Origin of the sequence: Alicyclobacillus hesperidum subsp. aegles (genome assembly GCF_027923525.1) — a bacterium.
Lineage (GTDB): Bacteria > Bacillota > Bacilli > Alicyclobacillales > Alicyclobacillaceae > Alicyclobacillus > Alicyclobacillus aegles.
In genome coordinates this window covers 144,767-169,051 of the sequence record NZ_BSBJ01000049.1, presented here as the reverse complement: position 1 = coordinate 169,051, position 24,285 = coordinate 144,767, and the positions used below count along the sequence as shown (strand labels likewise).

At 57.4% G+C, this 24,285-nt stretch carries 26 protein-coding genes; 5 read left to right on the top strand and 21 right to left on the bottom strand.

The window, feature by feature from the left end; genetic code table 11:
• Positions 1–245 precede the first annotated feature (245 nt).
• From QMF38_RS10520 to rpmE, 7 genes are all read right to left on the bottom strand, one after another.
• On the bottom strand, positions 246–812 hold the full coding sequence (locus tag QMF38_RS10520) for a hypothetical protein (RefSeq protein ID WP_281759404.1): 567 nt from the start codon (positions 810–812) through the stop codon (positions 246–248).
• 228 nt (positions 813–1,040) lie between these two features.
• On the bottom strand, positions 1,041–1,205 hold the full coding sequence (locus tag QMF38_RS10515; RefSeq protein ID WP_006445918.1) for a hypothetical protein: 165 nt from the start codon (positions 1,203–1,205) through the stop codon (positions 1,041–1,043).
• Between the two features lie 211 nt (positions 1,206–1,416).
• Positions 1,417–2,505, bottom strand: a complete 1,089-nt coding sequence (locus QMF38_RS10510) for an L-threonylcarbamoyladenylate synthase (RefSeq protein ID WP_281759403.1) — start codon at positions 2,503–2,505, stop codon at positions 1,417–1,419.
• A gap of 56 nt (positions 2,506–2,561) precedes the next feature.
• Positions 2,562–3,254 carry a stage II sporulation protein R gene (gene spoIIR, locus QMF38_RS10505; protein WP_058094386.1) on the bottom strand — a complete coding sequence of 231 codons (693 nt, stop codon included), beginning with the start codon at positions 3,252–3,254 and terminating at the stop codon, positions 2,562–2,564.
• 117 nt (positions 3,255–3,371) lie between these two features.
• On the bottom strand, positions 3,372–4,286 hold the full coding sequence (gene prmC, locus QMF38_RS10500) for a peptide chain release factor N(5)-glutamine methyltransferase (protein ID WP_281759402.1): 915 nt from the start codon (positions 4,284–4,286) through the stop codon (positions 3,372–3,374).
• Positions 4,283–5,353: a peptide chain release factor 1 gene (gene prfA / locus QMF38_RS10495; protein ID WP_040288772.1), complete on the bottom strand. Its 1,071-nt coding sequence runs from the start codon at positions 5,351–5,353 to the stop codon at positions 4,283–4,285. Before prfA ends, prmC begins: the two co-directional genes overlap by 4 nt.
• Positions 5,354–5,492: 139 nt before the next feature.
• Positions 5,493–5,702 (bottom strand): 50S ribosomal protein L31, encoded by a 210-nt coding sequence (gene rpmE, locus QMF38_RS10490; protein WP_134158834.1) that lies wholly within the window; start codon positions 5,700–5,702, stop codon positions 5,493–5,495.
• A 248-nt stretch (positions 5,703–5,950) separates the two neighbouring features.
• Here rpmE and QMF38_RS10485 point away from each other — a divergent pair, with 248 nt between their 5' ends.
• Entirely contained in the window at positions 5,951–6,136 is a 186-nt protein-coding gene (locus QMF38_RS10485) for a hypothetical protein (protein ID WP_157057198.1), read from the top strand.
• Between the two features lie 118 nt (positions 6,137–6,254).
• On the opposite strand, the gene rho is transcribed toward QMF38_RS10485, so the two are convergent.
• The 9 genes from rho to pxpB form a co-directional block, all read right to left on the bottom strand.
• Positions 6,255–7,550: a transcription termination factor Rho gene (gene rho, locus QMF38_RS10480; RefSeq protein WP_281759401.1), complete on the bottom strand. Its 1,296-nt coding sequence runs from the start codon at positions 7,548–7,550 to the stop codon at positions 6,255–6,257.
• A 401-nt stretch (positions 7,551–7,951) separates the two neighbouring features.
• Positions 7,952–8,599 (bottom strand): fructose-6-phosphate aldolase, encoded by a 648-nt coding sequence (gene fsa / locus QMF38_RS10475; protein WP_006445926.1) that lies wholly within the window; start codon positions 8,597–8,599, stop codon positions 7,952–7,954.
• A 168-nt stretch (positions 8,600–8,767) separates the two neighbouring features.
• Positions 8,768–9,130: a response regulator gene (locus QMF38_RS10470; RefSeq protein ID WP_006445927.1), complete on the bottom strand. Its 363-nt coding sequence runs from the start codon at positions 9,128–9,130 to the stop codon at positions 8,768–8,770.
• 126 nt (positions 9,131–9,256) lie between these two features.
• Positions 9,257–10,873 carry a CTP synthase gene (locus QMF38_RS10465; protein ID WP_281759400.1) on the bottom strand — a complete coding sequence of 539 codons (1,617 nt, stop codon included), beginning with the start codon at positions 10,871–10,873 and terminating at the stop codon, positions 9,257–9,259.
• A gap of 99 nt (positions 10,874–10,972) precedes the next feature.
• On the bottom strand, positions 10,973–11,494 hold the full coding sequence (rpoE, locus tag QMF38_RS10460) for a DNA-directed RNA polymerase subunit delta (RefSeq protein ID WP_006445929.1): 522 nt from the start codon (positions 11,492–11,494) through the stop codon (positions 10,973–10,975).
• Positions 11,495–11,714: 220 nt separating this feature from the next.
• Positions 11,715–12,503: an enoyl-CoA hydratase/isomerase family protein gene (locus QMF38_RS10455; RefSeq protein ID WP_058094391.1), complete on the bottom strand. Its 789-nt coding sequence runs from the start codon at positions 12,501–12,503 to the stop codon at positions 11,715–11,717.
• A 20-nt stretch (positions 12,504–12,523) separates the two neighbouring features.
• Positions 12,524–13,288 (bottom strand): 5-oxoprolinase subunit PxpA, encoded by a 765-nt coding sequence (locus tag QMF38_RS10450; protein ID WP_058094392.1) that lies wholly within the window; start codon positions 13,286–13,288, stop codon positions 12,524–12,526.
• Between the two features lie 22 nt (positions 13,289–13,310).
• A complete protein-coding gene (locus QMF38_RS10445) occupies positions 13,311–14,348 on the bottom strand; it encodes a 5-oxoprolinase subunit C family protein (protein ID WP_058094393.1) in 1,038 nt (345 codons plus the stop codon).
• The gene (pxpB, locus tag QMF38_RS10440) at positions 14,323–15,042 is read right to left on the bottom strand and encodes a 5-oxoprolinase subunit PxpB (RefSeq protein ID WP_232302208.1); all 720 of its coding nucleotides are present in this window, start codon (positions 15,040–15,042) and stop codon (positions 14,323–14,325) included. The genes QMF38_RS10445 and pxpB overlap by 26 nt, the downstream gene beginning before the upstream one ends.
• Before the next feature lie 71 nt (positions 15,043–15,113).
• Between pxpB and QMF38_RS10435 the strand changes: the two genes are divergently transcribed.
• A complete protein-coding gene (locus tag QMF38_RS10435) occupies positions 15,114–15,965 on the top strand; it encodes a glycosyltransferase family 2 protein (RefSeq protein WP_281759399.1) in 852 nt (283 codons plus the stop codon).
• A gap of 19 nt (positions 15,966–15,984) precedes the next feature.
• Here QMF38_RS10435 and QMF38_RS10430 read toward each other — a convergent pair whose 3' ends face one another.
• The 3 genes from QMF38_RS10430 to speE are packed head-to-tail and all read right to left on the bottom strand — an operon-like array spanning position 15,985 to position 18,167.
• Complete coding sequence (locus QMF38_RS10430; RefSeq protein WP_281759398.1) at positions 15,985–16,395, bottom strand: DUF1934 family protein; 411 nt, start codon at positions 16,393–16,395, stop codon at positions 15,985–15,987.
• 54 nt (positions 16,396–16,449) lie between these two features.
• Positions 16,450–17,337 (bottom strand): agmatinase, encoded by an 888-nt coding sequence (gene speB, locus QMF38_RS10425; RefSeq protein WP_006445936.1) that lies wholly within the window; start codon positions 17,335–17,337, stop codon positions 16,450–16,452.
• Positions 17,334–18,167 (bottom strand): polyamine aminopropyltransferase, encoded by an 834-nt coding sequence (gene speE / locus QMF38_RS10420; RefSeq protein WP_006445937.1) that lies wholly within the window; start codon positions 18,165–18,167, stop codon positions 17,334–17,336. Before speE ends, speB begins: the two co-directional genes overlap by 4 nt.
• A gap of 150 nt (positions 18,168–18,317) precedes the next feature.
• Here speE and QMF38_RS10415 point away from each other — a divergent pair, with 150 nt between their 5' ends.
• Together QMF38_RS10415 and QMF38_RS10410 are read left to right on the top strand one after the other, a co-directional pair.
• Positions 18,318–20,366, top strand: coding sequence for a transglycosylase domain-containing protein (locus tag QMF38_RS10415; protein WP_281759397.1), 2,049 nt, complete (start codon positions 18,318–18,320; stop codon positions 20,364–20,366).
• A gap of 60 nt (positions 20,367–20,426) precedes the next feature.
• On the top strand, positions 20,427–21,617 hold the full coding sequence (locus tag QMF38_RS10410) for a pyridoxal phosphate-dependent aminotransferase (protein WP_281759396.1): 1,191 nt from the start codon (positions 20,427–20,429) through the stop codon (positions 21,615–21,617).
• Between the two features lie 89 nt (positions 21,618–21,706).
• On the opposite strand, the gene QMF38_RS10405 is transcribed toward QMF38_RS10410, so the two are convergent.
• Complete coding sequence (locus QMF38_RS10405) at positions 21,707–21,949, bottom strand: hypothetical protein (RefSeq protein WP_040288664.1); 243 nt, start codon at positions 21,947–21,949, stop codon at positions 21,707–21,709.
• A 155-nt stretch (positions 21,950–22,104) separates the two neighbouring features.
• On the opposite strand from QMF38_RS10405, the gene QMF38_RS10400 reads away from it, so the two are divergent.
• Positions 22,105–22,908, top strand: a complete 804-nt coding sequence (locus tag QMF38_RS10400) for a hypothetical protein (protein WP_281759395.1) — start codon at positions 22,105–22,107, stop codon at positions 22,906–22,908.
• A 358-nt stretch (positions 22,909–23,266) separates the two neighbouring features.
• On the opposite strand, the gene QMF38_RS10395 is transcribed toward QMF38_RS10400, so the two are convergent.
• Positions 23,267–24,127, bottom strand: a complete 861-nt coding sequence (locus tag QMF38_RS10395) for a hypothetical protein (protein ID WP_281759394.1) — start codon at positions 24,125–24,127, stop codon at positions 23,267–23,269.
• Between the last annotated feature and the right edge of the window lie 158 nt (positions 24,128–24,285).

The window sequence follows — 24,285 nt, the reverse complement described above, 5'->3', positions numbered from 1 at the left end:
TAGCGAATTCCCCTCGCAATCTTCGACGAAATGCGGGATAATGACTATAAATTTGACAAAACGAGGCGATAGGCCATGCTTAAACGGCCATTCACATTGAATAGAAAACGATATTGGCAAGCTGGGATTGGCGCCGCGGCTGCCATCGCCGTTGCGCTCTGCGCTTGGTGGGATGTAAGCGGCGGAACGCCACGGGCGGAGAACATGGGAACGACAGTTGCCGTGACCACGGCCACAACGCCGGTTCATCTCGTGCCAACCAATGAACCTGCTTGGTCTCCGAATGAACAGGTGACAAACGCGGCTACCAATCCTCTGTTGACACAGCCGAATGTGTCAACAACGTCGCAAACGGCCAGTTCAGGCGGTTCCTCGAGCTCACAAGCCAGTGTTGGGACAAGCTCAAGCGGTGGCTCTGTCAGCGTGAGCTCGCCGACAAACACGACCGGAACAACCAACACGACAAATGTGACGAGTACAAGCAATATAACCGGGACGAATACAACCGCCACAAATAATACAGTTGGTACCCCGCCTGCGAACAATTCGAGTTCGACCAACGCGACGGGAAATGGTACGTCCAGCACCGCGCCTGCACCGACGAATGGCTCGTCTGGATCGAACTCCGGTGCTGCGGGATCGTCGAATGGCACGGCGTTAGGCGGATCCACGGGCGCAACAACGGGTGGATCTGCGGCGAATACCAATACAACCAGTGCCACTCCTCCGGCAACCGGCGTGCAGACAAGCACTTCGGCAACTGGCAATAGGAGCGGATCCGCAGAAACCCCGATGGTGACATCGGGGTCCACCGCAGTCACCACAAGCAATACGACGGCTTCTGGGCAAGCGCTTTCGCCCGCGAGTTAACCTGGAAACTCCATGACATGCCAAAAGGGATGAATGCCCCACCAAATACAAAAACCCAGTGCGACTAACCACGCGCGCTGGGTTTTATGCTTTCTTTTGAAACACATCAACACATCCAGACAATCTATATCAATGCAAACCGAATGATGAAGGCCGAATAACTCAACAGGTTAAGCAGATGTGCGCTGGCCTTTTGCGGCTGCTTGAGCCAACAACGCTTCTGCTTCCTCGGAATCCTTGTGCACCATCTTGTCGACGAGTTTGTTTCCAATCAACAAGGCTGTACCCACAACCACAATCAACGCAACAGTGATGACCGTCAAAACGATCTGCATTCTTCTCATCTCCCGTTTGCATCTTTCCTGCTTTGCAAGGCCATTATATCGGCTGTTCTTGCGCTAGTCAGTCGATGAAAACGGATTCAAACCACTTGTCGCACTTTGTTCGAATCGGTGCCGAAGTTTCGCCACACATATGGAATATATTATATCAAAATCCCTAAACATCCACTTCACAAACACAGACACCGGACGCGCGAGCGGGAGCTCATTCGACTCGCCGCACGCGGCCCGATGCAGCTTTTTGCAAGCGATTCATGACGGCTGTGCTGATCCCATGCGCGGGATCGACCCCATATACCAAAATATCCGTTGCCCCGACCTTATCGAACCTGCGCAACAAATCGTAAAGTGCATGTGCCAAGTTTGCCGCATAGTCGTCGGCGGGAAGCGCGGCCATGCGCGCTGGCGGCAGGTGCCATTCAAAGCGGCTGACAAAGTCCTGTGGCGCGATGAGCGCGGGAATCGTCGTTGCCGCATCCGCCCCGTCGCCTTCCCCCTCGAGAAATGCCCGCATGGCAGACGCGATTGCCGCCTCCTCACCCCACCATACATGAACCCGCGCATTGGGCGCATAATGGCGATACTTCATGCCAGGCGAAAGCGGGGCGGCGTCGAGATCAAACACGTCGGCCGCAAACAGGACGGGACGCTGTACGGTTCTGGCGATCATCTCTTGCGTGATGCCACCTGGGCGCAGTATGCGTGCACAGTCTGGCTCAAGCAACAACACGGTCGACTCGACACCGATGGCGCTCGGCCCGGCATCGATCAGCCAATCGATGACGCCCCCCAAGTCTGCGGCCACTGCGTCGGCAACAGTCGGACTGGGACGGCCGGAGATGTTGGCGCTGGGCGCGGCAACGGGGACGCCGGCCTCGGCGATGAGCGCGCGCGCAACCGGGTGGTTTGGCATGCGCACGCCAACGAGTTCTTGTCCTGGTCGCACCGCTGGCGCAATCTGCGGCCCCGCCGGCAGAAGCAGGGTCAAGGGTCCAGGCCAAAAGGTCTGCATCAACTTGCGTTCGTCCGTACGCAGCTGATAGCCAGCTGGTAAACAAGTTTCAAGTTGGTCTTCGTTCGCAATATGGACAATCAGCGGGTTGTCGACGGGCCTTTGTTTGGCCGCAAAAATACGGCGCACCGCCGTGTCGTCAAGCGCGTTGGCGCCAAGGCCGTACACCGTCTCCGTCGGAAATGCAACCAGGCCACCCGCCCGCAAGCTCGCCGCCGGTTCCGCTACGCGTCGACGCAGTTGGGCAACGTCGCGCAAATCGTCGATTGCACACCTGTTCATGGCCAACCTCCTCTACCCTCAAAACCTGTCATACGCGATAAGCCATTGATGAGCTCTTAGTGAAACATGTGGGTCAATGCATGGTAGATTTCTTCACCGTGATCGACCGTCCACAACCGCACCTGTACAGGTTGCTTTTTGCCCGAAGCCGTCGGCACATCAATGGTCTCCAGCGGCGGCAAGTCCGGGAACGATCCGGTATTCGGAACGGCATCCCCCTCGGTGATGTCGACGAAGCACAGCGGCGGATAGAGCACACACCACCAGTTAGCACCCTGCCCTTTGCCAATGATGATCCGCAAGGCGTCATAATTGCCCGCGGGGTACACGTCGTTGCCGTAGATTTTGGTCGGAAACGGCACCTCACCAACATTCGCCGAGATGGGCTCGTACACGCCATGCTGGTGCTCCACCGCAACGGCAGTCGCCCGAATCTGATCCAAATGCGCCTCGACGATTTGCTTGGCTTCGGCGGCAGATGTCGCATGCTGCACGAGCTGGCCGACTTCTTCCACGACAGCGTTGCGAATCTCCAGCTTCAATGTCTGGTCTGCTGCACTGTCGCTGTTTGCGATGATGCGCAAACGCAACGCGTCCTGCGGAATGGTCGTAGCATGCGGCGTCGCGATGCCGTGCAACAGGTTGTCGCTTGCCTCGCTGCCTGCTGTGTGTGCCATCACCGTCCGCCCTGCTCCGATACACAACGCCGCCGCCATCAAGAACCCAACCCAGCGCTTCGCGACTCCCATCTGCCATCCCTCCTGCATTCTCTAGCAGTCAGTATGGTCAGAGGCTAGCGAAGTTAAACAGGCTGGTAGAAAAAATGCTAGATTCGCCGAAGGCCGTGCCAGGCCCCGCTCCTCGCCTTAGGTCGCGTGGCGGACAATCGTCACCACGCGTTCGATCCCGCGGAGATCGCGAATCACTTCGATGGCAAAGCCATCCGCCCGCCAATGCGCAAACAGATCTGCGACCTCGGGCGCTTGTCCGCAACCGACCTCAAGGAACAATCCTGCCTTGCCGGTATCAAACACGCTTTTCGGCAAGGCGGCAAACTGCCTGTAGAACATCAGCCCATCTGCGCCGCCATCAAGCGCGAGGCGCGGTTCATATGCGGACACGGAAGGCTCCAGGCCAGCGATGTCAGCACTTGGTATGTACGGCGGATTCGAGACGATGGCGTGCCATCGACGCCCTGTTGCGGCCTGTGCAATCAACCATTCTCGTCCATCAGCCAGCACCCATTCGACGTCGGCCCCTAGGCGTTCCCCATTTTCTCTCGCGATGGCAAGCGCGTCTGCAGCGAGATCGACCCCAGTCACGCGCGCCTGCGGGCACGCGAGCTGCATGGAGATGGCGATGCAACCAGAGCCCGTGCCGATGTCCGCAACCTGTGCGCCCGCGGGCAACGCGCGTAAAAAGCGCACGGCAGCATCCACCAGGATCTCGGTATCCGGGCGCGGGATGAGGCAACCCGGACGGACGGCGAACGTGTGGCCGTAAAAGTCGGCACGGCCAAGGATATAGGCGATGGGCTCGCCGTCGGCCCGGTGCGCCGCCATCTCGGTAGCCAACCGGGCAAGCTTGGGATCGACATCTTCCTGCAACGATTGAAGCAGTTGTAGACGCGTCCAACCTGCAGCGCTGCGCAGGATTTGCTCTGCCTCACTCTGCGCCTGGTGGACCCGCTCGTCAGGGGCGAGATCGACATAGGCGGGTGACCGGGACAACTGCTCCGCCAGCCTGTGCAGCAACGCCGCGACCTGCACGGACTTCGTCATGCCTCTTCCGCCTGCAACATGGCGGCCCGATCCGCGACGATGAGCCCTTGAATGATTTCGTCCAAGTCGCCGTCGAGGACGGCCTCCAATCTGTGCAGCGTCAGGCCAATCCGGTGATCCGTGACGCGACTTTGCGGGAAGTTGTACGTGCGGATGCGCTCGCTCCGGTCCCCTGTCCCGACCTGGCTCCGGCGCGCCGCCGCCTGTTCCTCCTGCTGCTCGCGCATCGCCTTTTCGTAGAGTCGGGCACGCAGGACGCGCATCGCCTTCTCGCGGTTTTTCAACTGCGACTTCTCATCCTGGCACGAGACGACGATGCCCGTAGGCAAGTGCGTGATCCGCACGGCTGATTGCGTCGTGTTCACGCTTTGGCCACCAGGCCCCGTGGAGCAAAACGTGTCAATGCGAATGTCTTTCTCCTGGACGTCGATCTCGACCTCTTCCACCTCGGGCAAGACAGCGACCGTCGCCGTCGACGTGTGGATGCGACCGCCCGACTCCGTAACGGGAACCCGTTGCACGCGATGCGTCCCGCTCTCAAACTTCAATTTGGAAAACGCACCCTTGCCATGAATGGCCATCGTCACTTCGCGAAAGCCGCCCATGTCGGTGTAGTTGGCGTCGATGACTTCCACCTTCCAGCCATTTGCTTCCGCATAACGCTGGTACATGCGCAACAACGTGCCAGCGAACAAAGCTGCCTCTTCGCCGCCAGCCGCCGCCCGAATTTCGAGAAACACGTCCTTATCGTCATTTGGGTCTTTCGGCAAAAGCAAGATTTGCAGTTGTTCCTCGAGCCTGGCCCGCTCGGCCTGCAATTCGTCGAGTTCTGCACGCACAAATTCGCGCATCTCCTCGTCCAGCTTCTCCTGCAGCATCGCCTTCGCCTCTTCGATCGCGCCGCCAACCTGCTTCCACTGGCGATACGCCGCAACAGTCTCCGCTAAATCCGCCTGTTCCTTCGCGTATGTGCGCAACTCGGCGGGGTTGTTCATCACCTCAGGGCGACAGAGCAAATCGCTCAGGTGCTCATAGCGCTCCTCCATACTTGCCAGACGTTCGAACATCGCCATCACCTCCCGCCTCATGCCTCATCAAAATAACGAAAACGCGTGCACGACAAAAAAGCCAAAGTCAACTCCGCCAAACGCCGCGCCGTCGCCGGGCGGCCATGGAGCCAACCATGGCTTTTTCGCTGCACGCTCATTACCGCTGTGCTTGCAAACCGTACTTCTTGTTGAACTTGTCCACACGGCCGCCTGCGTCGATCAACTTCTGCTTGCCCGTGAAAAACGGATGGCACTTCGAGCAAATTTCTACGCGAATCGCCTCTTTGGTCGAACCCGTTTCAAACGTTTCGCCGCAAGCACACGTCACGGTGACTGTATGGTAGGACGGATGAATACCCGTTTTCATATTTGTTCACCCCTATCTCGTTAAAACACACTGCAATGAATTATAACAAAGATGCAGTGATATGTCACGCAATATGGCCATCTGCTTTTTGGAATATACATGCACACCATTTTACAGATGGCGATCACGCATATAACTTTGGAGAACTTTTCAATATGAATCAAATGTTTTCTGTCCGTTATGGAGACAAACTCGGCTGCCCGATATCCTGAACTTGCAGCACAACACAATGCAAAGGATGGATGCAGATGAAGAACAAATTCATGATTTCCTGTCTGGGCGTCATCGGTTCATTGTTTGTCATGGCGAGCCCAGCGTACGCCGCCGTTGCCAACCACAATGCACCTGGCGCCGTAACCGCTGCAACCACAACGTCTACAGCCACTCCGTCATTTGGCTTCCTGCCCGATTGGCCGGATGACGATTGGGAGTAAGCCGTGTATGACACCCGCCAGAATTGCCCACGGGCCTGCCCGCCTGTGGGCTTTTTTGCGACATACGTTCGACCGTACAGGTCACGTAACGGGATATCATCGGAACAAATACGCGAAATCAGCTTTGCGCTCCGACCGGTGGATTTGCTGGTGCAGCGGGCTTGCGCTCCGCAGGACGGTTGAGAGATAAGCTATCGAGAAACTCTTTGTTCGTCTTGTAATGCTTAAACTTGCGCAAAAACATCTCTGTAAAGTCTTGGTTGTCACCCATCGACTTGCGAATTGCCCAAACCTTTTCCAACTCATCTTTCGGCATCAAGGCTTCCTCGCGGCGCGTGCCCGAGCGGCGGATATCGAGCGACGGGAAGACACGTTTTTCCGCCAGCTTCCGGTCAAGATGCAGCTCCATATTGCCGGTACCTTTAAATTCCTCATAAATGACGTCGTCCATGCGCGACCCGGTATCGATCAAGGCGGTCGCCAAAATGGTCAGGCTGCCACCCTCCTCGACATTGCGGGCTGCACCGAAGAATCGTTTCGGTCTGTGAAATGCAGCGGGATCAATACCACCAGAAAGCGTGCGTCCAGACGGCGGCACGACAAGGTTGTATGCGCGTGCAAGTCTAGTCAAGCTGTCGAGGAGAATAACCACATTTTGCTTGTGTTCGACGAGACGAAGGGCTCGTTCAAGTACCAGTTCGGAGACCTTAATGTGATTTTCAGGAAGTTCATCAAACGTGGACGCCACAACTTCACCTTTCACGGACCTTTGCATGTCTGTGACTTCTTCCGGGCGCTCATCAATCAAAAGGACAAACAAGTGCGCTTCCGGGTAGTTGGCCGCAATACTGTTTGCAATCTCCTTGAGAAGTACCGTCTTGCCCGCCTTTGGCGGCGCCACGATAAGTCCGCGCTGCCCAAATCCAATAGGCGCAAACAAGTCAATCACACGCGTCGCAAGTTTTTCGGAGGTCGTCTCCATGATGATGCGCTCACTTGGGAAGAGTGGCGTGAGTGCCGGGAAGTGCAGGCGTTCGGCAGCGGCTTCCGGACTATAGCCGTTGACAGCTTCGACGTGAAGCAGGCCAAAGTACCGTTCATTCTCCTTAGGCGGGCGCACCTTGCCACTGACGAGGTCACCGGTGCGCAGGTCAAAACGGCGAATTTGTGACGCCGCCACATAGATGTCTTCCTGACTCGGAAGGTATCCAACCGGCCGCAAAAAGCCGTAACCATCCGGCATGATTTCGAGCACGCCAGCGGCAAACATCAGACCGTCGCGCTCCGCTTGTGCCTTAAGAATGGCAAAAATGAGTTCTTTTTTCTTCATGGTTCCGTAATACGGGATTTGAAACTCTTTCGCGTACTTGTATAACTCCGTCAGCTTTTTCTCTTCGAGTTCACGGATATCCAAAATCGTCCCTCACATTCTTTTTACGCTGTCTGATAGCAACCTCGGATCTGTATTTGCACATCTATATCAAACAAACCGACTGCCCTGTTCACAGCCGTTTGCATGCAAGCGTTTGTATCCATGTACTTCTGGGGACCGGATTGGCTTTTCGTATGTTTGAGGCGTTCTAGCTACACTCTTTCATTGTCCGATTCAGAACATCAGGAAACGAGATGAGAGAGGTGTACGTGTGCGCCAGTGATGAGGTGCACGGAAGATGAAGCGTATCCCCCCACGGAATCGAATGATTCTGCGGCTATATGTAGTATAAACAGCTGCGGGCCGTTTCACAAGCGGTGGACGTGTATCGTCGCCGAAGAGTACACAAAATGGGGCACCGGTGAACCCGGCGCCCATCAGCCTTACTTCTTTTGGAGTTTGCTCCAGTCTGCCAGGAAGCGTTCGATACCGCGATCCGTCAATGGGTGCTTGACCATTTGGTCGTACACAGCAAACGGAATCGTCGCGATATGAGCGCCTGCTTTTGCAGCCTGCGTGACGTGCATCGGATGGCGAACGCTCGCAGCGATAATTTCGGTCTCAATGCCATGAATATCGAAAATTTGAGCGATGTCCGCAATCAACTCGACGCCGTCGACACTGATATCGTCCAAACGGCCAATGAACGGGCTGACAAATGCCGCACCTGCACGTGCTGCCATCAGCGCTTGGTTCGCACTGAAAATCAGGGTGACATTCGTGCGAATGCCGCGTTGAGCCAATTGATGCACGGCCTTCAAGCCCTCAACCGTCATCGGCACCTTGATGACAATGTTTTTATGAATCTCCGCGAGTGGGAGCGCTTCTTCCACCATGCCCTTCGCATCGAGGCTGACAACCTCTGCGCTGATGGGCCCGTCGACGATCTCGACGATTTCCTTCAACACTTGAACGAAATCGCGACCTTCTTTCGCCACGAGGCTCGGGTTGGTCGTGACGCCGCTCAAAATCCCCATCTCCGCCGCGCGACGGATTTCGTCGACATTCGCGGTGTCAATGAAAAACTTCATTGCTCCTCATCCTCTCCTAGACTGTTTATGGAGCCGCCCGCAGGGTTCTTGCGGCCGCCCGCCTCATGCGAGATGAACCGCCGGACGACTTCTTTACGGATATATCATACCATGTTCACGCGGGATCATCTCTCCGAAGCAGCCTTGTCCATTGTAAAACTCGCCTGGCTAACTGTCCAATTGCGATCGAACAGCACGGCGCAATTCATCAATGTCAAATGGCTTCGTAAAATGCGCGACAGCCCCCATTTCCATCGCTTCGTGAATTAAATCCAATTCGCCGTACGCCGTCATCATGATGACCTTGGAGTCCAGCTCGAGCTTCCGGATGTTGCGCAAAATTTCGAGCCCATCCATGCCGGGAATCTTCATGTCCAGCAGGATCAGGTCAGGCTTCTCTTGCTCCGCGATTTGCAGCGCAGTTACCCCGTTTGGCGCCTGGAAAATTTCATATCCTTCCCGCTGCAACACTTCTTGAAGAAGGACTCGGATGCCAAACTGGTCGTCGACAACCAGTACCTTGTACGCCATGCAAACACCCTCTTCGTTAGCTCAACTCGTCACGAGTAATGTTCGGCACGCCTGAAAAGAACTCCTGTCAAGCCTGTTCAGGCGAAACCAGATCAGGCATTGACCGTCGTCCTGCGGCCGTCTGTGTTAAGGGCGCTGCTGATCGTTTTGGTACCGGAGGCTCGCCGTCACAAATTCGCGGAACAATGGCTGCGCGCGGTTGGGCCGCGACTTGAATTCCGGGTGGAACTGCACGCCGACAAACCAGCGATGCTCCGGGATTTCAACGATTTCGACCAGCCGGCCGTCCGGCGACGTACCCGTGACGCGCAGGCCGTGTGCTTCTAACGTCTCCCGGAAGTCGTTGTTGAATTCGTACCGATGGCGATGGCGCTCGGAGGCCCATTCAGATTGGTACGCCGCACGCGCATTCGAATGGTCCAACACGCGACACGGATAGGCCCCAAGGCGCATCGTGCCCCCTTTATCTTCGACTTCCTTCTGTTCAGGAAGCAGATCGATCACCGGGTATGGCGTCGCCGGATCGATCTCGCTGGTATGCGCCCCCGCCATATTGGCGACATGCCGAGCGTACTCGATCACGGCAATCTGCATGCCAAGGCAAATACCAAAGTACGGGATATTGTGCTCGCGCGCGTAGCGGCACGCGATAATTTTGCCCTCGATTCCGCGATCGCCAAAGCCCCCTGGAACGAGAATGCCACCCACGCCGGACAACAGCTCGTCCACATTTTCCGCCGTAACGTCTTCCGAGTTGACCCAGCGAATTTGCACGCTTGCGTCGTTTTCAAAGCCGCCGTGTTGCAACGCGGCAACAACACTGGCATATGCGTCAGGGAGAGCGACATACTTGCCCACAATCGCGATCTCGACCTTTTGATGCAGCCGCTTGATGCGCTCAACCATCTGCTCCCACTCGCGCATGTCGGCTGGCGGCGCGACGATGCCGAAGTGGCGCAGGACGATATCATCGAGTCCCTCTTCCCGCAGCCAAAGCGGAACTTCGTACAGCACGTCAGCATCCCGCGCCTCGATCACACTGTCTTCGTCTGTATCGCAAAACAGGGCAATTTTGCGTTTGACGTCCTGGCTGAGCGGCACTTCCGTGCGGCAGACGATGATATTGGGGCTGATGCCGATACTGCGCAGTGACGCCACGCTATGTTGCGTCGGCTTGGTCTTGACTTCGCTCGCCATGCGTAGATATGGAATGAGCGTAACATGGATATACAGCACGTTATTGCGCCCGACTTCGCCCTTCATCTCGCGAATGGCTTCAAGAAACGGCTGGCTTTCAATATCGCCGACAGTGCCGCCGATCTCGGTGATGACGATGTCGGTGTCAGGCTTCGCCGCCTGCATGACGCGTTCCTTGATCTCGTTGGTGACGTGCGGGATCACCTGCACCGTGCCGCCCAGATAATCGCCGCGGCGCTCCTTCTGAATCACCGACCAATAGATGCGGCCACTCGTGACGTTGTTGGCTTGGCTCAAATCGTTATCGATAAACCGTTCGTAGTGGCCAAGATCCAAATCCGTCTCAGCGCCGTCATCGGTGACAAACACCTCACCATGCTGGTAAGGGCTCATCGTACCCGGGTCGACGTTGATGTATGGATCAAACTTCTGAATCGTGACGTTGAGGCCGCGGTTCTTCAGCAACCGGCCGAGACTGGCGGCGGTGATGCCTTTACCTAACCCGGAAACCACGCCACCGGTCACGAAAATATACTTTGCACTCATCACACCCGTCCTCCTCAAGTTGGTCCCATGGCCTACAGGCACACAAAAACAGCGTTCCGGATGCATCCAGAACGCATAGCGAAGAAGCGAGGGAGGACGTCAGTCCTCCTCTTCCTCCTCGTCATCCTCATCCTCGTCGAACAGCGGTGATTCTTCATAGTCTTCATCTTCTGCCAGTACTTCTTCCTCGTCTTCGTCGACCGTTTCGTCGAACCCAACTTCCTCGTCAACCGGCATCTCTTCGTACTCGCTCTCTTCATCGAGCACGCTATCTTCAAATTCTTCTTCGTCTTCGTCCTCGTCACCGAAGGCGTCGCCCGTCTTGCGGATGAACTTCTTGCCGCCGAGGCGTTCTGCCGTTCTGTCGGTCGGATACCAGCGGTTAAGCCCCCAAATGTTCTGACCGATGCAGACAAACCGCCCATCGATGTTGATCTCCGTAAAGACTCGCGCAATGACCTCTTTGACTTCATCGTCCGACATGTGGCGCAAGTCCTGAATTTCCTTCATGATTTCACGAAAATAGATTGGCTCCTTGCGGGCCTTGAGAATCTCGTACACGAGTTCGACCAAAGGCATTTGCTGAATCTCGTGATCCGGCCGCGCCAACGCAATTGCCATGTTACGACCTTCCCTTCTCACCGGGCTGCTACACCAACCACGCCTACCCATCACAAATACATGGATTATAGCACAGCCAAAGTGGTGACGCTATGTGTTTAGACCACCAAATCGGCGTCTGAAATCGGTTCACCCGTCAGTTTCTGCAACCATTTTACCCAACTATAGGTACATCCACACAATGACCTTGTCTGCACAGAGCTACGCGATAGACAACGGCTCACATCGGCTTCGATCCGCCGAACTCTGGTTTGCGCTTCTCGCGAAACGCCGCCATGCCTTCACGGGCATCGGGCGTCGCAAAACAAAGGCCAAACTGCGCAGCCTCCAGGGTCTGTGCCCGCTGCGGATCGCTACCTACACCTGCGTAAGCGAGGCGCTTGATGGCCGCGACCGCCGACGCCGACTGGCCTGCAAGTCGCTTCGCCAGTTCCATGCCCGCCGCAACGAGTTCTTCTTCCGGCACGACCCGCGACACAAGGCCATAAGCCAGCGCCTCGTCGGCAGCGATGCGCTCTCCGAGCAGCATCATCGGAAGTGCGCGGCCAAGTCCAATCGTGCGCGGCAGGCGGAACGTGCCACCAAAGCCGGGATTGATGCCAAGTCCGACCTCAGGCAGCGCAAACTGTGTACCCGTCGCGGCGAATCGGATATCACACGCGAGTGCCAACTCCAGTCCACCGCCGAAGGCCCCACCGTGCACCAGCGCGACAACCGGAATGGGCAATTGCTCAAGTGCGGAAAAAATCCGTTGGCCGAGCCGCGCAAACGACTCTGCCTCCGCAGGAGAGAGCCCTTGCATCTCTGCGATGTCCGCCCCCGCGCAAAACATTTTTCCCTCGCCGCGAATGACCAGAGCGCGGACTTCCGAATGGCCGACCAACATCGCGAGGTGTGCGCCAAGCTCCGACAACACAGCCCGACTCAAGGCATTGCGCGACTGCGGCCGGTTAAGCGTCAAAACGCCGACTTCACCTTCGACACGCCAACTGATAAACGATGCTTCCATCTCTTCCCCAATCCCTTCGTTTACGCGTTTGTGTATGTTGCTACGCGCACGCCTGCTGCCGCAAGGCGGTCGCGAATGCGTTTGGCAAAGGCCAATGCCTCCGCCCCATCGCCGTGAAGACAAACCGTGTCTGCCCGCACCTCGACCCATTCGCCGGTTCGCGCACGCACTTTCCCGTCACAAATCATGGTTAGTACCTGTTCACAGGCTTCCTCCGGATCCGCAATGAGCGCATCTGGGTGCCGGCGCGGTGTCAGTCGTCCGTCCGCCTCATAGCGACGATCCGCAAACACTTCGTGGCAGACGGTCAGGCCGAACTCCACCCCCGCATTTGCCAGACAACTGGCAAATGGCGCGTACAAGGCCAGCCCCGGATCAAAATCGGCGACCGCCTGCGCAATGGCGTGGGCGATCTCCGCATCGACAGCCGCGCGATTGTATAAGGCGCCGTGCGGCTTCACATGGTGCAAGGTCGTGCCTGCGGAGCGCAGAAAGCCCGAGAGGGCCCCGATTTGGTAGAGCACATAGACGTACACTTCATTGGCCGAAAGTCCCATGTCTCGGCGCCCGAAGCCTTGTAAATCAGGGTATCCAGGATGAGCGCCGATGGCGACCCCTGCATCGATGGCGAGGTTGACGCTCGTCCACATGACATGCGGATCTCCTGCATGCAAGCCACAGGCAAGATTCACCGAGGTCACATATGGAAGCAACTGTTCGTCCGCACCTAAGACGTAAATGCCATAACCTTCGCCGAGATCGGCATTTAAATCGACCGTAAGCAAAGCTCCTTCCCCCACTTTCCTTTCACGCCTCGATCAAGGCCGTAGCATGCGCGCGTATTTGTCCCAGCCAGGCGCGCAGCATGCGACGGTGACGGCGATAGAGTGTGATGGCGTCGCCAAACGAAATCTGGCTAAACCGCAGTTGCGCACCTGGCCGAATTTGCGCTAAACGGTCGAGATCGACATTGATGACGGTCGCGATTTTGGGATAGCCGCCTACGGTTTGGCACTCTCGCAACAAGACGATGGGCTCCCCGGAAGAGGGCACCTGCACCGATCCCGGCAACACGGGTTCGGACGTCATCTCGCCGGCAGGCACTGCGATGGTTTGTCCAAGCAAGCGCACGCCCATGCGATCGGACTTGGCATCCACACGAAAGGGCGCACTCCAGAAGGTCTTTTTGGCCGCAGACGAAAAGGCGCTCGCCTGCTCGCCGGCAACCGCACGTAGCCAAACGGGATCGTCCCTATCCCCGGCCTGCGCCCAGGCTCCCGCGGACCATTTCGCGACATAGGCATCCGTCGTCACCGCTCGCCAGGGACCATCTGGCCGATTGCGCGCGACAGGCCGATAGACAAGCCTGTCGCCCGCCGAAAGCGGCTTGCCGATGCCATAGCGGGCAAGCGTACTGCGGCTCCCTAATATCTTCTCTGTCTGCCAGCCGCCGTGAACGGCCAGATAGGCGCGGTAACCGCTTGCGGCCGCGCCAATGCGCAACCTGCTGCCTGCACACAGCCAAATGGGTCGCGCGGTCGGCAATGGCGTGCCATCTGCGGCAAACAGCGCAAACGCTCCGCCGCATACTGCAACGACGGCGCTCTCCGGAAAATCGATCTCCGGTCCCACTGCCGTGCATTCGATCACGGCCGCATCCGCCGCGTTGCCCACCAATGCGTTAGCCAACGCGGCAGACGTCGCGTCGAGCACACCGCCCAGGGGTACGCCATAGCGCATGAAACCAACGCGCCCTTCGTCTTGCACCGTGCTGTACAGCCCTGGCTGTGCCACGCTTGCCTCAGCCAGCGACCGTTCCTCATGTGTACGCTCGACGGATCCCATCGTATTCCTCCTCGTCGATGGCCCGAAACGTCACACGCATGCCCGGCTCCAGCCATGTCGGCGGCCAGCGCGCCGGATTGAACAAAGGCAATGGCGTGCGGCCGATAATTTGCCATCCCCCAGGCGTCGCAAACGAGTAGATGCCCGTCTGCCCTCCGGCAATGCCGACAGATCCCGCTTCAACCCGTGCCCGCGGTGTCGGCTTGCGCGGGGCGGCAATGCGCGGATCAAGCCCTGTCAAATATGGAAACCCAGGTGCAAAGCCAATCATTGCCACGTCGTACGATCCCGCCGTGTGCAGACGGACGACTTCGTCTGGTGCAAGCTTGGCGTGCCGCGCGACTTCCTCCAAATCCGGGCCGAACGATCCGCCATAGCACACGGGGATGGTGATGGCACCCGGCCTTTCTGCGTTTGCACTGGCTGCGGTGGCGTCATCGAGCGCGGCGTCCACACGAGCCCATAATGCATCGGGCGAGATTTGATCCGGATCGAAATAAATGGCGAGCGATCGGTAGGCGATCACGCAATCGCGCACACCGGGCACCTGTGCAAGATGCTTTCGCAAGATCTGGTCTATGGTCAACAAGACTGCCGTGGCTTTGCTGGACGCACTTGGCAAGGACTCTGGCAGGCGAAGCAGCAAGGCCGTATCGCCCATCCACGAGCGTTCGATGCTCCATGTTTTTGTCACCGGCGGCACGCCCCTGTCTCCATCGTTTACACTCATTCTAGCGAATTCAAGTCGCAGAAGGGTGGAGAACGATGTCGCAGATGCAAAGAAACATCGCAAATGGCGGCACAGTGGATGGCGGCTCACCGCGCGTGACAGTGCTGATTCCGGCGTATAACCGGGCGGATTTGTTGCCGACGGCAGTGGCAAGTGTACAAGCGCAGACAGAAGCGCGCTGGCGATGCATCGTGATCGACGACGGGTCGACGGACGATACACGCGAGGTGGCAACGAGCTTTGCCCACGCGGACGAGCGGATAGAGGTATTGGCGCTGTCGGAAAACCGCGGCCTTGGCAACGCTTTACAAGCAGGCTTAGAGCGTGTGAAGACGCCCTATTTTGTCATTCTCGACAGCGATGACTGGTTTTCGCCAGAGGCCATTTCCCGCTGCCTAAACATGATGGAACAGGCAGATGAGGACGTATCACTCGTCTGTGCAGACGGTGTGTATTGGGTTCAGGCGGAAGACGGCAGTTTGCACCGGGATCGCGTGCAAAAGGGGCAGGCGTTTGCGGATAAGTACGAGTTTTTCTGTTATGGGCCGAATCTCGTGCCGCGCTTTTTGCGCACCGAGGCCGTACGCGCCGTAGGCGGCTTTGAGAACGATCCCGCGGGCCATGGCCGCTACCTGGAAGATAAACTGCTGTTGCTCAAACTGATTGCACATGGTCGGTTCGCGTATGTCGAGCAGGAGTTGTACAACATCCGCCAGCATGCACACAACATGACGCACCCAAGTGATCGCGCGCGGTTTCAGGCCATTAAGCGCCAAATGTATGAGCGCATGATGCGCGAATGGGGAGACGAATACGAGATTGAATGGGAGGAGCATCCGGAGGGTTGGTTGGATGTCAAAAGGTTGCACCCGCGGCGCAGATCGTAAGCGACCGGCTGGGAGCGGATCAACGCGGCCGTTCCCAGCGGATCGTGAGCTCGATGCGTTCCGGCTGTTCGCCCTGCCCTGCCATGCGCATGCGATAGGCAAGCTCAATGGCACCGCCAACAGGGGAGATGTCGACCGCGAGGCGCTGTGTACACGTCTCGACGGCGAGGGCGCCGTGGCCGACGGCCATCCGCGATGCCGCGATGTCTCCGGCACGAAACGTGTGTGTCCAATCGACGGCACCACGGCGCATCCAGGTGACGCAGTTGGGCTCAATGCGCAAGGTGATGGATGCGACCGCGTCTGCGGGCTCCTGCCAGTGCAAGAAGTGCACACCCCGGCGCTGGTACCAGACGGCCGCTTCGACCACCGCGTGCTCCGCGCCGCTCTCCCCCTGCGCCTTGGCATCGGTTTGGCGATGCCACGTCACGGTACAATCCCACTTTGCCGCATCCTCGCGGTCAGCTAACCAAAACATCGGCCATCAGGGCACAAACGCGAGCAAGGCCTCGCGAATCAGCTTGGCGGCGAGAATCTGCGTCTGCTCGGTGGGATCGATCTGTGGCGCGACCTCGACGAGATCAAAACCAACGACGTTGAGCGACTTCATGTATTGAATGGCACGAAAACCTTCGGGCGCGAAGATTCCACCGTGCTCTGCGGTGCCTGTGCCAGGGGCCGTCGCGGGATCGAACACGTCGATGTCCCATGTCACGTACACTGGCTTGCCATGGAGTTCAGGCAGCACAGAACGCAGAGGCGCGGCCAACTCGAATGGCGCAAAATGCGTATTTTCCCGCGCCCAAGCAAACTCTTCCCTGGTACCGCTGCGAATACCGAACTGGTAAACGCGATCCGGCCCGATGGCGTCGCAAACTTTCTTGATCACGGTCGCGTGCGAAAAAGGCTCGCCTTCGTAGTGATCGCGCAAGTCTGTGTGCGCGTCGATATGAATGACGCGCAAGTCGGGATACCGCTCGATGGCAGCTTGAATGGCTCCCCACGAGACGAGGTGCTCGCCGCCTAGGCCGATGGGCAGCTTGTCCGCCTCGTACAGCGCCTTGACGTATGCATAAATGCGCTCGATGCTCGCTTGTGGGTTGCCAAATGGCAACGGGACATCCCCCGCGTCAAAATAGCGGATATCGCTTAAGTCCCGATCAAGATACGGGCTGTATTCCTCAAGGCCCAGGCTGACTTCACGAATGCGCGCTGGACCAAGCCGCGCACCACTGCGAAACGACACCGTCCAATCCATCGGCATGCCATAAATCACAGCTTGTGCTTCATCGAAATCATGGGTGGCACCTATGAAGACATTGCCACTGTACGCAGGCAAAAACGGTTGCTTCACATCAAATGGAAAGCTCATTCGCCGACAAGCTCCTTCACAAAGTTCGGCAATGCGAGTGCCGCGTGATGAATGCCGAGATTATAGTACTTGGTATCCTCGACGCGAACGGCCTTGACGTCCTCAGGGCGATGCACCTTGCTGCCCATCGTGAAGCTCCACATGCCTGTTGGATAGGTCGGTACAAACGCCACATACAACTTGGCAATGGGGAACGTGCGCGCGACGTCACCGTAAACCCGGCGAATCAGCTCCTGGTTGACAAACGGCGATTCCGTCTGCGCTGCCATCAAGCCATCTGGTTTTAAGGCCGTATGTACGGACTCATAAAACGACTTGCTGAACAAGCCTACCGCAGGCCCGACCGGATCGGTGGAGTCAATGAGGATGACGTCGAATTCACCAGGATGCTCCTCCACGTAACGAATGCCGTCGACCACCTGTACGTCGACGCGCGGATCCGACAAGCCAGCGGCGATTTGCGGAAAATAGGTCTTAGATGCCTCGATGACACGGCCATCGATCTCGGCAAGCACCGCCCGCTCGACAGATGGATGCTTGATGACCTCGCGAATAATGCCGCCGTCACCCCCGCCCACGACCAATACGCTTTTCGGATTCGGGTGCGTGTGCAAGGGTACGTGCGCCAGCATCTCGTGGTAGACGAACTCGTCTTTATCGGTCGTCATCACACAGCCATCGAGCACCAGCAGCTTGCCGTACTGAGCCGTTTGATACACGTCGAGCTGCTGAAATTCGGTGCGCTCGCTATGAATCGTCTTTTCTATCCGCAAACCAATCGAAAGATTTTCATTTTGAAGCTCTGTAAACCACAAATTCGATTGCGCCATATGTATCCACCCTTTCTCGCGACGGTATTATACCAAACTCACAGGTTTGGTAAACGAGCGAGCGCGATCGCAGAAATATGGAATAGTATTCCTGCCCATGATGTACAATACCTGGAAACGGAATTCTTTCCTGTAACCGGAGGTGGCAGCATGGACCGATCCTGGCCTTCGTTCGCGGCGGACAAGCGCGAGGCAACTAAAGTGTTCCGCCGCCGCAAGTCGACGGCGCGGATTTTGCTGTCGGCCTTCTTTATCCCGCTTGGCATCGGCTTTGGCGGCATGTCCTTGCTTTTGCTTGGGTTGCGGCTGATGCCTTTGCCCGCGGGCGGCAGTGCGATGCCTACAGAAATTGAGAGCGCCGACGGCACGCGGATTGCAAACTGGACGACAACGGGTGAAGCGCCGCAGAACGTTCCACTGGCGAAGATCCCAGAACCACTCATCGCCGCAACTATCGCCGTCGAAGATCAAAATTTCTACCACGATCACGCCATCAGCCTCAAATCGACCGCCCGTGCACTGATCGTTAACCTACGTCACGGCGGCGTGGTTGAAGGCGGATCGACAATCACCCAACAACTCGCCAAAAACCTGTATCTGTCACAGGATCGAACGCTATCGCGCAAACTTCGCGAAGCCTTGTTTGCCATCCAGCTCGAATTGCATAAATCAAAAGACTGGATCCTGGGCCGCTACCTGAACGTCGTGTATTACGGCCACGGCGCATACGGCGTACAGGCGGCAGCGAAGCTGTATTTCAACAAACCCGTTCAGGATCTCGATCTCGCGGAGTGTGCCATGCTCGCCGGACTGCCAAAAGGCCCGTCCATCTACTCGCCCATCGATCACTTCGAGCGGGCCAAACAGCGCCAACGCGTGGTGCTCCAACGGATGGTTGCCACGGGTTACCTGACGCCGGCACAGGCACAGGCGGCCGCAGCCGAGCCGATCCACGTCGCCGTGCATCACACACCGGTCGTCACGGCGCCGTATTTCACCGATCTCTCCGTCCGCGAAGCCAAACGCGTCGCCCATTTAAGCGACGCTGATCTCGATGCGGGTGCGGTGCGCATTAAAACGACGCTCGATCCGCTCTTGCAACGAGCCGCCGAGCGCGCCATTGCATCGACACTGCCTGCAAACAGCGGCATTCAGGCGGCACTGGTTGCGATGGATCCGAAGACTGGCGCGATTCGCGCCCTGGTGGGCGGACGCGATTTCCGGACAAGTCCGTTTAACCGGGCGTTGGCGCCGCGGCAACCGGGATCGACTTTTAAGGCGGTCGTCTACAGCGCGGCGCTCGAACACGGCTGGACGCCGGCCAAGCAAGTCGACAGCAAATTGACGACCTTTGTCTATGGAACGTCGCCCGCCGACAGGTACACGGTGCACGACTATGCAGACGTGTACGCCGGAAGGCCTTTAACATTGCGCGAAGCGATTGCGCGATCCGACAACGTGTACGCGGTGCACACCAATCTCGCCATCGGCCCGCAAAACGTCGTCGAGATGGCACACCGATTGGGCATCTCCGATCAGATGAAGCCATACCCATCGCTTGCTCTGGGCGTTTTCCCTGTATCGCCCGTCGAGATGGCAGGTGCATATGCGGCATTGGCCAACGGTGGACTGCGGGTGAGCCCGCACGTTGTCGACGAGATCGACACGCCGGAAGGCCGGACGGTGGTCGACGCACCCAGCGCACGCGTTCTGTCTTCGGATGTGGCATTTCAGATGTCCGATCTGATGCAAAGCGTATTGGGTGAGGCGGGGACGGGCTATGGAGCGCGGCCGTACTTACACGCGCCGGCGGCCGCCAAGACAGGTACCACAGACACCGACGCCTGGATGGTAGGCTATACGCCAAACCTCGTCTGCGCCGTGTGGGTAGGCTATGACTCGAACCGCCCGTTGTCGGTGCCTGAATCGCATTTGGCAGCGCCGATTTGGGGGAAGTTCATGGGGACGGCGCAAGCGCACATGCCCGGCGGTTGGTTTACGGCACCTGCCGATTTGAAAGCTGTGCGGATCGATCCGCTGTCGGGCGGCGTGGCGACGCCGGAATGCCGGATCGCAGAAACCGACTACTTCCGCCCAGGTACGGAACCGACCGAGCCATGCCCGTTGCACAGCCCGTCGACGCCGCAAGAGGCAAAGCCCAAGTCCGGTTTGTTTGGTTGGTTGCGCAAGCTGTTCTAAGCGCGCCGGAGCCGAAATTGTGTGCTACAATGGCGGCAACACATGTAGGGGGCGTGTCTTGTGGAACAACGTTTGTCCGCGCGAGTACGAAATATTCGACCTTCGGCGACGATGGCCGTCGACAGCAAGACCAAGCAATTGCTGGCAAAAGGGCAGCCGGTTATCAACATGAGTGTCGGCGAACCCGACTTCGATACACCCGTGCCTGCGGCGTTTGCCGGTGTGCGCGCCATCGTCAATGGCCAAACGCGCTATACCGAAGCAGCCGGTACCATCGCATTGCGCAAAGCGATTGCGCAAAAACTAGCGGCGGAAAATGGCCTATCGTACGCACCTGAGCAAATCATTGTCTCCAATGGCGCGAAGCATACGCTTTACAACATCTTCGCAAGCATTCTCGACGAAGGCGACGAAGTGGTTTTACCTGCGCCATATTGGACGTCATACCCCGAGCAGATCAGCGTCGCTGGCGGCAAGCCGGTCATTGTGCAGTGCGGTGCACAAGCGGGCTTCAAAATGACCGCAGAAGCGCTGGAGAAGGCCATTACAACTAGGACGAAAGCCGTTCTCCTCAACTCGCCGTCCAACCCGACGGGTGCCGTTTATCACGAAGAAGAATTGGCGGCGCTCGGCGAAGTGTTGCGCCAACATGACGTGTATATCGTCCTTGACGAGATTTACGAACGCCTGGTTTACGGGGTCAAACAGGTCAGCTTGGCGGCCGTTTGCCCAGACTTGCACGACCGCGTACTCGTGGTCAACGGCTTCTCCAAGGCGTTTGCGATGACCGGTTGGCGGCTTGGTTACGTCGCGGCGCCAGCTGATGTGGCGAAGGCCATCGCCAGCTTTCAAAGTCATTCGACTGGCAGCCCAGCGACGATGTCACAGTACGCCGGACTGGAAGCGCTCAAACATTTCGATCCCGGCGTCGTCGAAGTCTTTCGACGTCGGCGCGACACCTTGGTTTCCGGCCTCAACAGCCTGGATGGCGTCCGTTGTCTGATGCCAGAAGGTGCATTCTATGCCTTCCCGGATGTCACGGGTGTGTTCGGCTCGAAGTACGATGGTCAAACCATCGAATCGAGTAGCGATTATTGTGAGTTACTCCTTGAACATGCACTCGTGGCCAGCGTACCTGGCGAAGCGTTCGGCGCCCCGGGTTACGTGCGCTTTTCCTACGCTGTTGCCGACGGCGATGTCGTCGAAGCCATCGACCGGATGCGAGCCTTCCATCAAAAGTTGACGCGCTGAGCGACCTTCGTCTTCAAATATGCATGAGCCGCCCAAAAGGGCGGCTTTTTGCGGATTGATGAAGAATGCGGCTACTTGGTCGGGCAAACTCATCTTGGCTCGCTCGATGAGCCCGGCTCTGCCGGATGAATTTCTCCTTCGTGATCGAGAATTTGATGATCATTTTGAATGGCAATTAGCCCAGCTTGGTCAAGCTCATGCAGGACTTCGAACAGACTGTCGCGTTTTGCCTCCGGAAGCGATCTGACAAATTTGTTGATATCCTGCCCCGGCGCCAATTGCACAAAATGAACGCCGCCGTACTTCGCATATAGGTCTCTGCGATATGTCAATCAGGCCAGCTCCTTTCCCCACTGCACACTTCGTCCGTAGTCTGTGCGCCAAGGCATGGGCTATGCACGCGCGATGGACGCTGGTCCGCTGGCACAGAGTCGTGGCGACCGCCATACGATGTAGGAGCATCGATGGGGAAGCGAGGTGTACCCCGATGAATTCGAAACGCCCTGCGGGGAAAACGACACAAACGCGAAAGGCGGCGACGAGGCCTGAGCGCGGCCAATCGGCGCCAGGGCCCGCTCTGCGGCTTCCTGACGCGGTGCTGACCAAAAGCAGAGGTCCGCGTTCGGCCGCAGGTCCAAAAGGGCGAAGCAGTGGCCCTCGTAAAACACAACAGCGATCAAGCCAAGGCGGATCGTCGTCCGTCGCTACCCCGAGCAAAAAGTCGCCCTCACTCTCGCAGTTGCTATCGCCGAAAAACATGCAGGACACCTTAAAAACGGTGGGCAATCTGCGGAATATGGTGAAGAATTGGCTGAACTATTTGCAACAGGCGGACAAAATGCTTGATACGGTCTATGTCACTACGGGCACGCTCAAAGAGAGCGGCGTTCTCGATAAACTGCTTAAACACCGTGGCAAAAATTTGACCACCGAAGATTTCACCAGCATTCTAGCAGCCTTGATGGCGTCTCCACTCGGCGCAGGTTTGCTGGGCGGATCGAACGACAATGAAAGCAATCAAGCGACAAAGGCGAATCAGCAGCCTGTTCAAGCACAGCCGCAGCAACAGCCACCACAGCAACCTGCGCAGATGTATGCGGGAGCACAGCCGTACCAGACACCGCCGCCTGCACCTATGTATCCACCACAGAATGCGGCACCCGGCTATCCAAACGCCTACGCGCCGCCCGGCAGTTATCAGGCACCGGTGTACGGCCCTGCACAGCCCTATACGCCGCCGCCCCTGCCCCCTGGAAACGGGCAGCAAAGACCACAGCCTGAGGGCGAATAGGCGCGTGCGACAAAACGATTTTGGGGGAATTCGGCTGTCCTTGCCTCTATGGCAGGCAGCTATTTTTTGTGTTGACTGGACTCAAGAGCAAAGGGCCTTCATGGGATGCCCTGGCTGACGATGGTCAGCGTTTGGCCCGAAGGTTTGGCCCGAAGGTTTGGCCCGAAGGTTTGGCCCGAAGGTTTGGCCCGAAGGTTTGGCCCGAAGGTTTGGCCCGAAGGTTTGGCCCGAAGGTTTGGCCCGAAGGTTTGGCCCGAAGGTTTGGCCCGAAAAGCCAACCGCACGCGCTGGACCAACAGGTTTTAATTTAGGACTCCATTGTGCAAAGAGAGCTGTGCATGCATCAGCGGCCCAGTTGTTACGGTGTCCTGTGCCGCATCATCTGACGCCCAACCGGCCATGGCGCGAAATGAGGTCTCGCACAAACGCCCAACAACGCCATCAACAACCCTGAGTTAAAGTCAGTCGCAAATGGCTCGAAAATTTGGCCGAATGATTGACCGAACCACCAGAACAGAATAGACAGGATGATGGAGAGCGAGGCAGCGAGCCGAGTTCTGTATTTGAAGAGAAGCATGCTTCCTAGGGCCAGTTCAATGAGCCCTAGCACAACCGATACAATGGCTCCCGCTTTGCCGATGGCCGCTGCCAGCCAAGGCGTTGCGATAACCCGCGTCAAGCCGGTTGGTGTTAAAAAGCTAGGCTGCAACTGCATGACAAATCCGGCGACCATTAAAATCGCCAGTGAAATTTGCGCAAAACGGATGCCTCCGGCTCGCCAGTGACGCGAATTACCGTCGTCTGTCGGCCAAATGGATATGCCAATCAATGCGTAGATGAAAACCGCTCCAGGTGCACCTGACAAAAGCAACGTTTGGCCGGTAAATATTTGTCCAACGCCTTCGCCAAATACCCACACAATGCTACTCCAAATCACTGACGCGATGATGGCTGGCTTCAGGCAGTAGTTCGACATCATGGCGACGCCCAGTGCCAGTTGCACCAGTGCAAACAGCGTGTCCCATACAACGATGTGCCCAGTCACAACGTGGGCACCCCAATTCACCAAGGTTGAAATCCAACGGGGCTGACCTTCGGCTGTGGGTAAAATGACTTGTTGCACGAAGGATGGGCTGAACATCTGCGGTTTCAGTTGAAATAACCCGTCAAGAAACCAGATGCCTCCCAAGATGGACTGCACCGCACGACGTGAAACCATCGACTGTCCCCTCCTCGCCGCCTTACTTTGATTTTCTCTCCGCAAGTCAGCCCGACACAAGCCGTTTCCATGAACAACTTTGTATGTTTTGTCGATCCGCCATGGCAGCGTCTTAACATCTCTTATCCGCATCGGATGCTCTAGCTCTAGATAGGCAA

What these genes read in the sequence shown, in the direction of transcription:
- prmC (WP_281759402.1), bottom strand. Translation starts at nt 4,286, where the DNA reads ATGACGAAGTCCGTGCAGGTCGCGGCGTTGCTGCACAGGCTGGCGGAG.
- fsa (WP_006445926.1), bottom strand. Translation starts at nt 8,599, where the DNA reads ATGAAGTTTTTCATTGACACCGCGAATGTCGACGAAATCCGTCGCGCG.
- rpmE (WP_134158834.1), bottom strand. Translation starts at nt 5,702, where the DNA reads ATGAAAACGGGTATTCATCCGTCCTACCATACAGTCACCGTGACGTGT.
- QMF38_RS10470 (WP_006445927.1), bottom strand. Translation starts at nt 9,130, where the DNA reads ATGGCGTACAAGGTACTGGTTGTCGACGACCAGTTTGGCATCCGAGTC.
- QMF38_RS10400 (WP_281759395.1), top strand. Translation starts at nt 22,105, where the DNA reads ATGAATTCGAAACGCCCTGCGGGGAAAACGACACAAACGCGAAAGGCG.
- speE (WP_006445937.1), bottom strand. Translation starts at nt 18,167, where the DNA reads ATGGCGCAATCGAATTTGTGGTTTACAGAGCTTCAAAATGAAAATCTT.
- QMF38_RS10395 (WP_281759394.1), bottom strand. Translation starts at nt 24,127, where the DNA reads ATGGTTTCACGTCGTGCGGTGCAGTCCATCTTGGGAGGCATCTGGTTT.
- QMF38_RS10465 (WP_281759400.1), bottom strand. Translation starts at nt 10,873, where the DNA reads ATGAGTGCAAAGTATATTTTCGTGACCGGTGGCGTGGTTTCCGGGTTA.
- spoIIR (WP_058094386.1), bottom strand. Translation starts at nt 3,254, where the DNA reads ATGGGAGTCGCGAAGCGCTGGGTTGGGTTCTTGATGGCGGCGGCGTTG.
- QMF38_RS10445 (WP_058094393.1), bottom strand. Translation starts at nt 14,348, where the DNA reads ATGGGATCCGTCGAGCGTACACATGAGGAACGGTCGCTGGCTGAGGCA.
- prfA (WP_040288772.1), bottom strand. Translation starts at nt 5,353, where the DNA reads ATGTTCGAACGTCTGGCAAGTATGGAGGAGCGCTATGAGCACCTGAGC.
- QMF38_RS10485 (WP_157057198.1), top strand. Translation starts at nt 5,951, where the DNA reads ATGAAGAACAAATTCATGATTTCCTGTCTGGGCGTCATCGGTTCATTG.
- QMF38_RS10415 (WP_281759397.1), top strand. Translation starts at nt 18,318, where the DNA reads ATGGACCGATCCTGGCCTTCGTTCGCGGCGGACAAGCGCGAGGCAACT.
- rpoE (WP_006445929.1), bottom strand. Translation starts at nt 11,494, where the DNA reads ATGGCAATTGCGTTGGCGCGGCCGGATCACGAGATTCAGCAAATGCCT.
- QMF38_RS10435 (WP_281759399.1), top strand. Translation starts at nt 15,114, where the DNA reads ATGTCGCAGATGCAAAGAAACATCGCAAATGGCGGCACAGTGGATGGC.
- QMF38_RS10455 (WP_058094391.1), bottom strand. Translation starts at nt 12,503, where the DNA reads ATGGAAGCATCGTTTATCAGTTGGCGTGTCGAAGGTGAAGTCGGCGTT.
- QMF38_RS10510 (WP_281759403.1), bottom strand. Translation starts at nt 2,505, where the DNA reads ATGAACAGGTGTGCAATCGACGATTTGCGCGACGTTGCCCAACTGCGT.
- QMF38_RS10515 (WP_006445918.1), bottom strand. Translation starts at nt 1,205, where the DNA reads ATGCAGATCGTTTTGACGGTCATCACTGTTGCGTTGATTGTGGTTGTG.
- speB (WP_006445936.1), bottom strand. Translation starts at nt 17,337, where the DNA reads ATGAGCTTTCCATTTGATGTGAAGCAACCGTTTTTGCCTGCGTACAGT.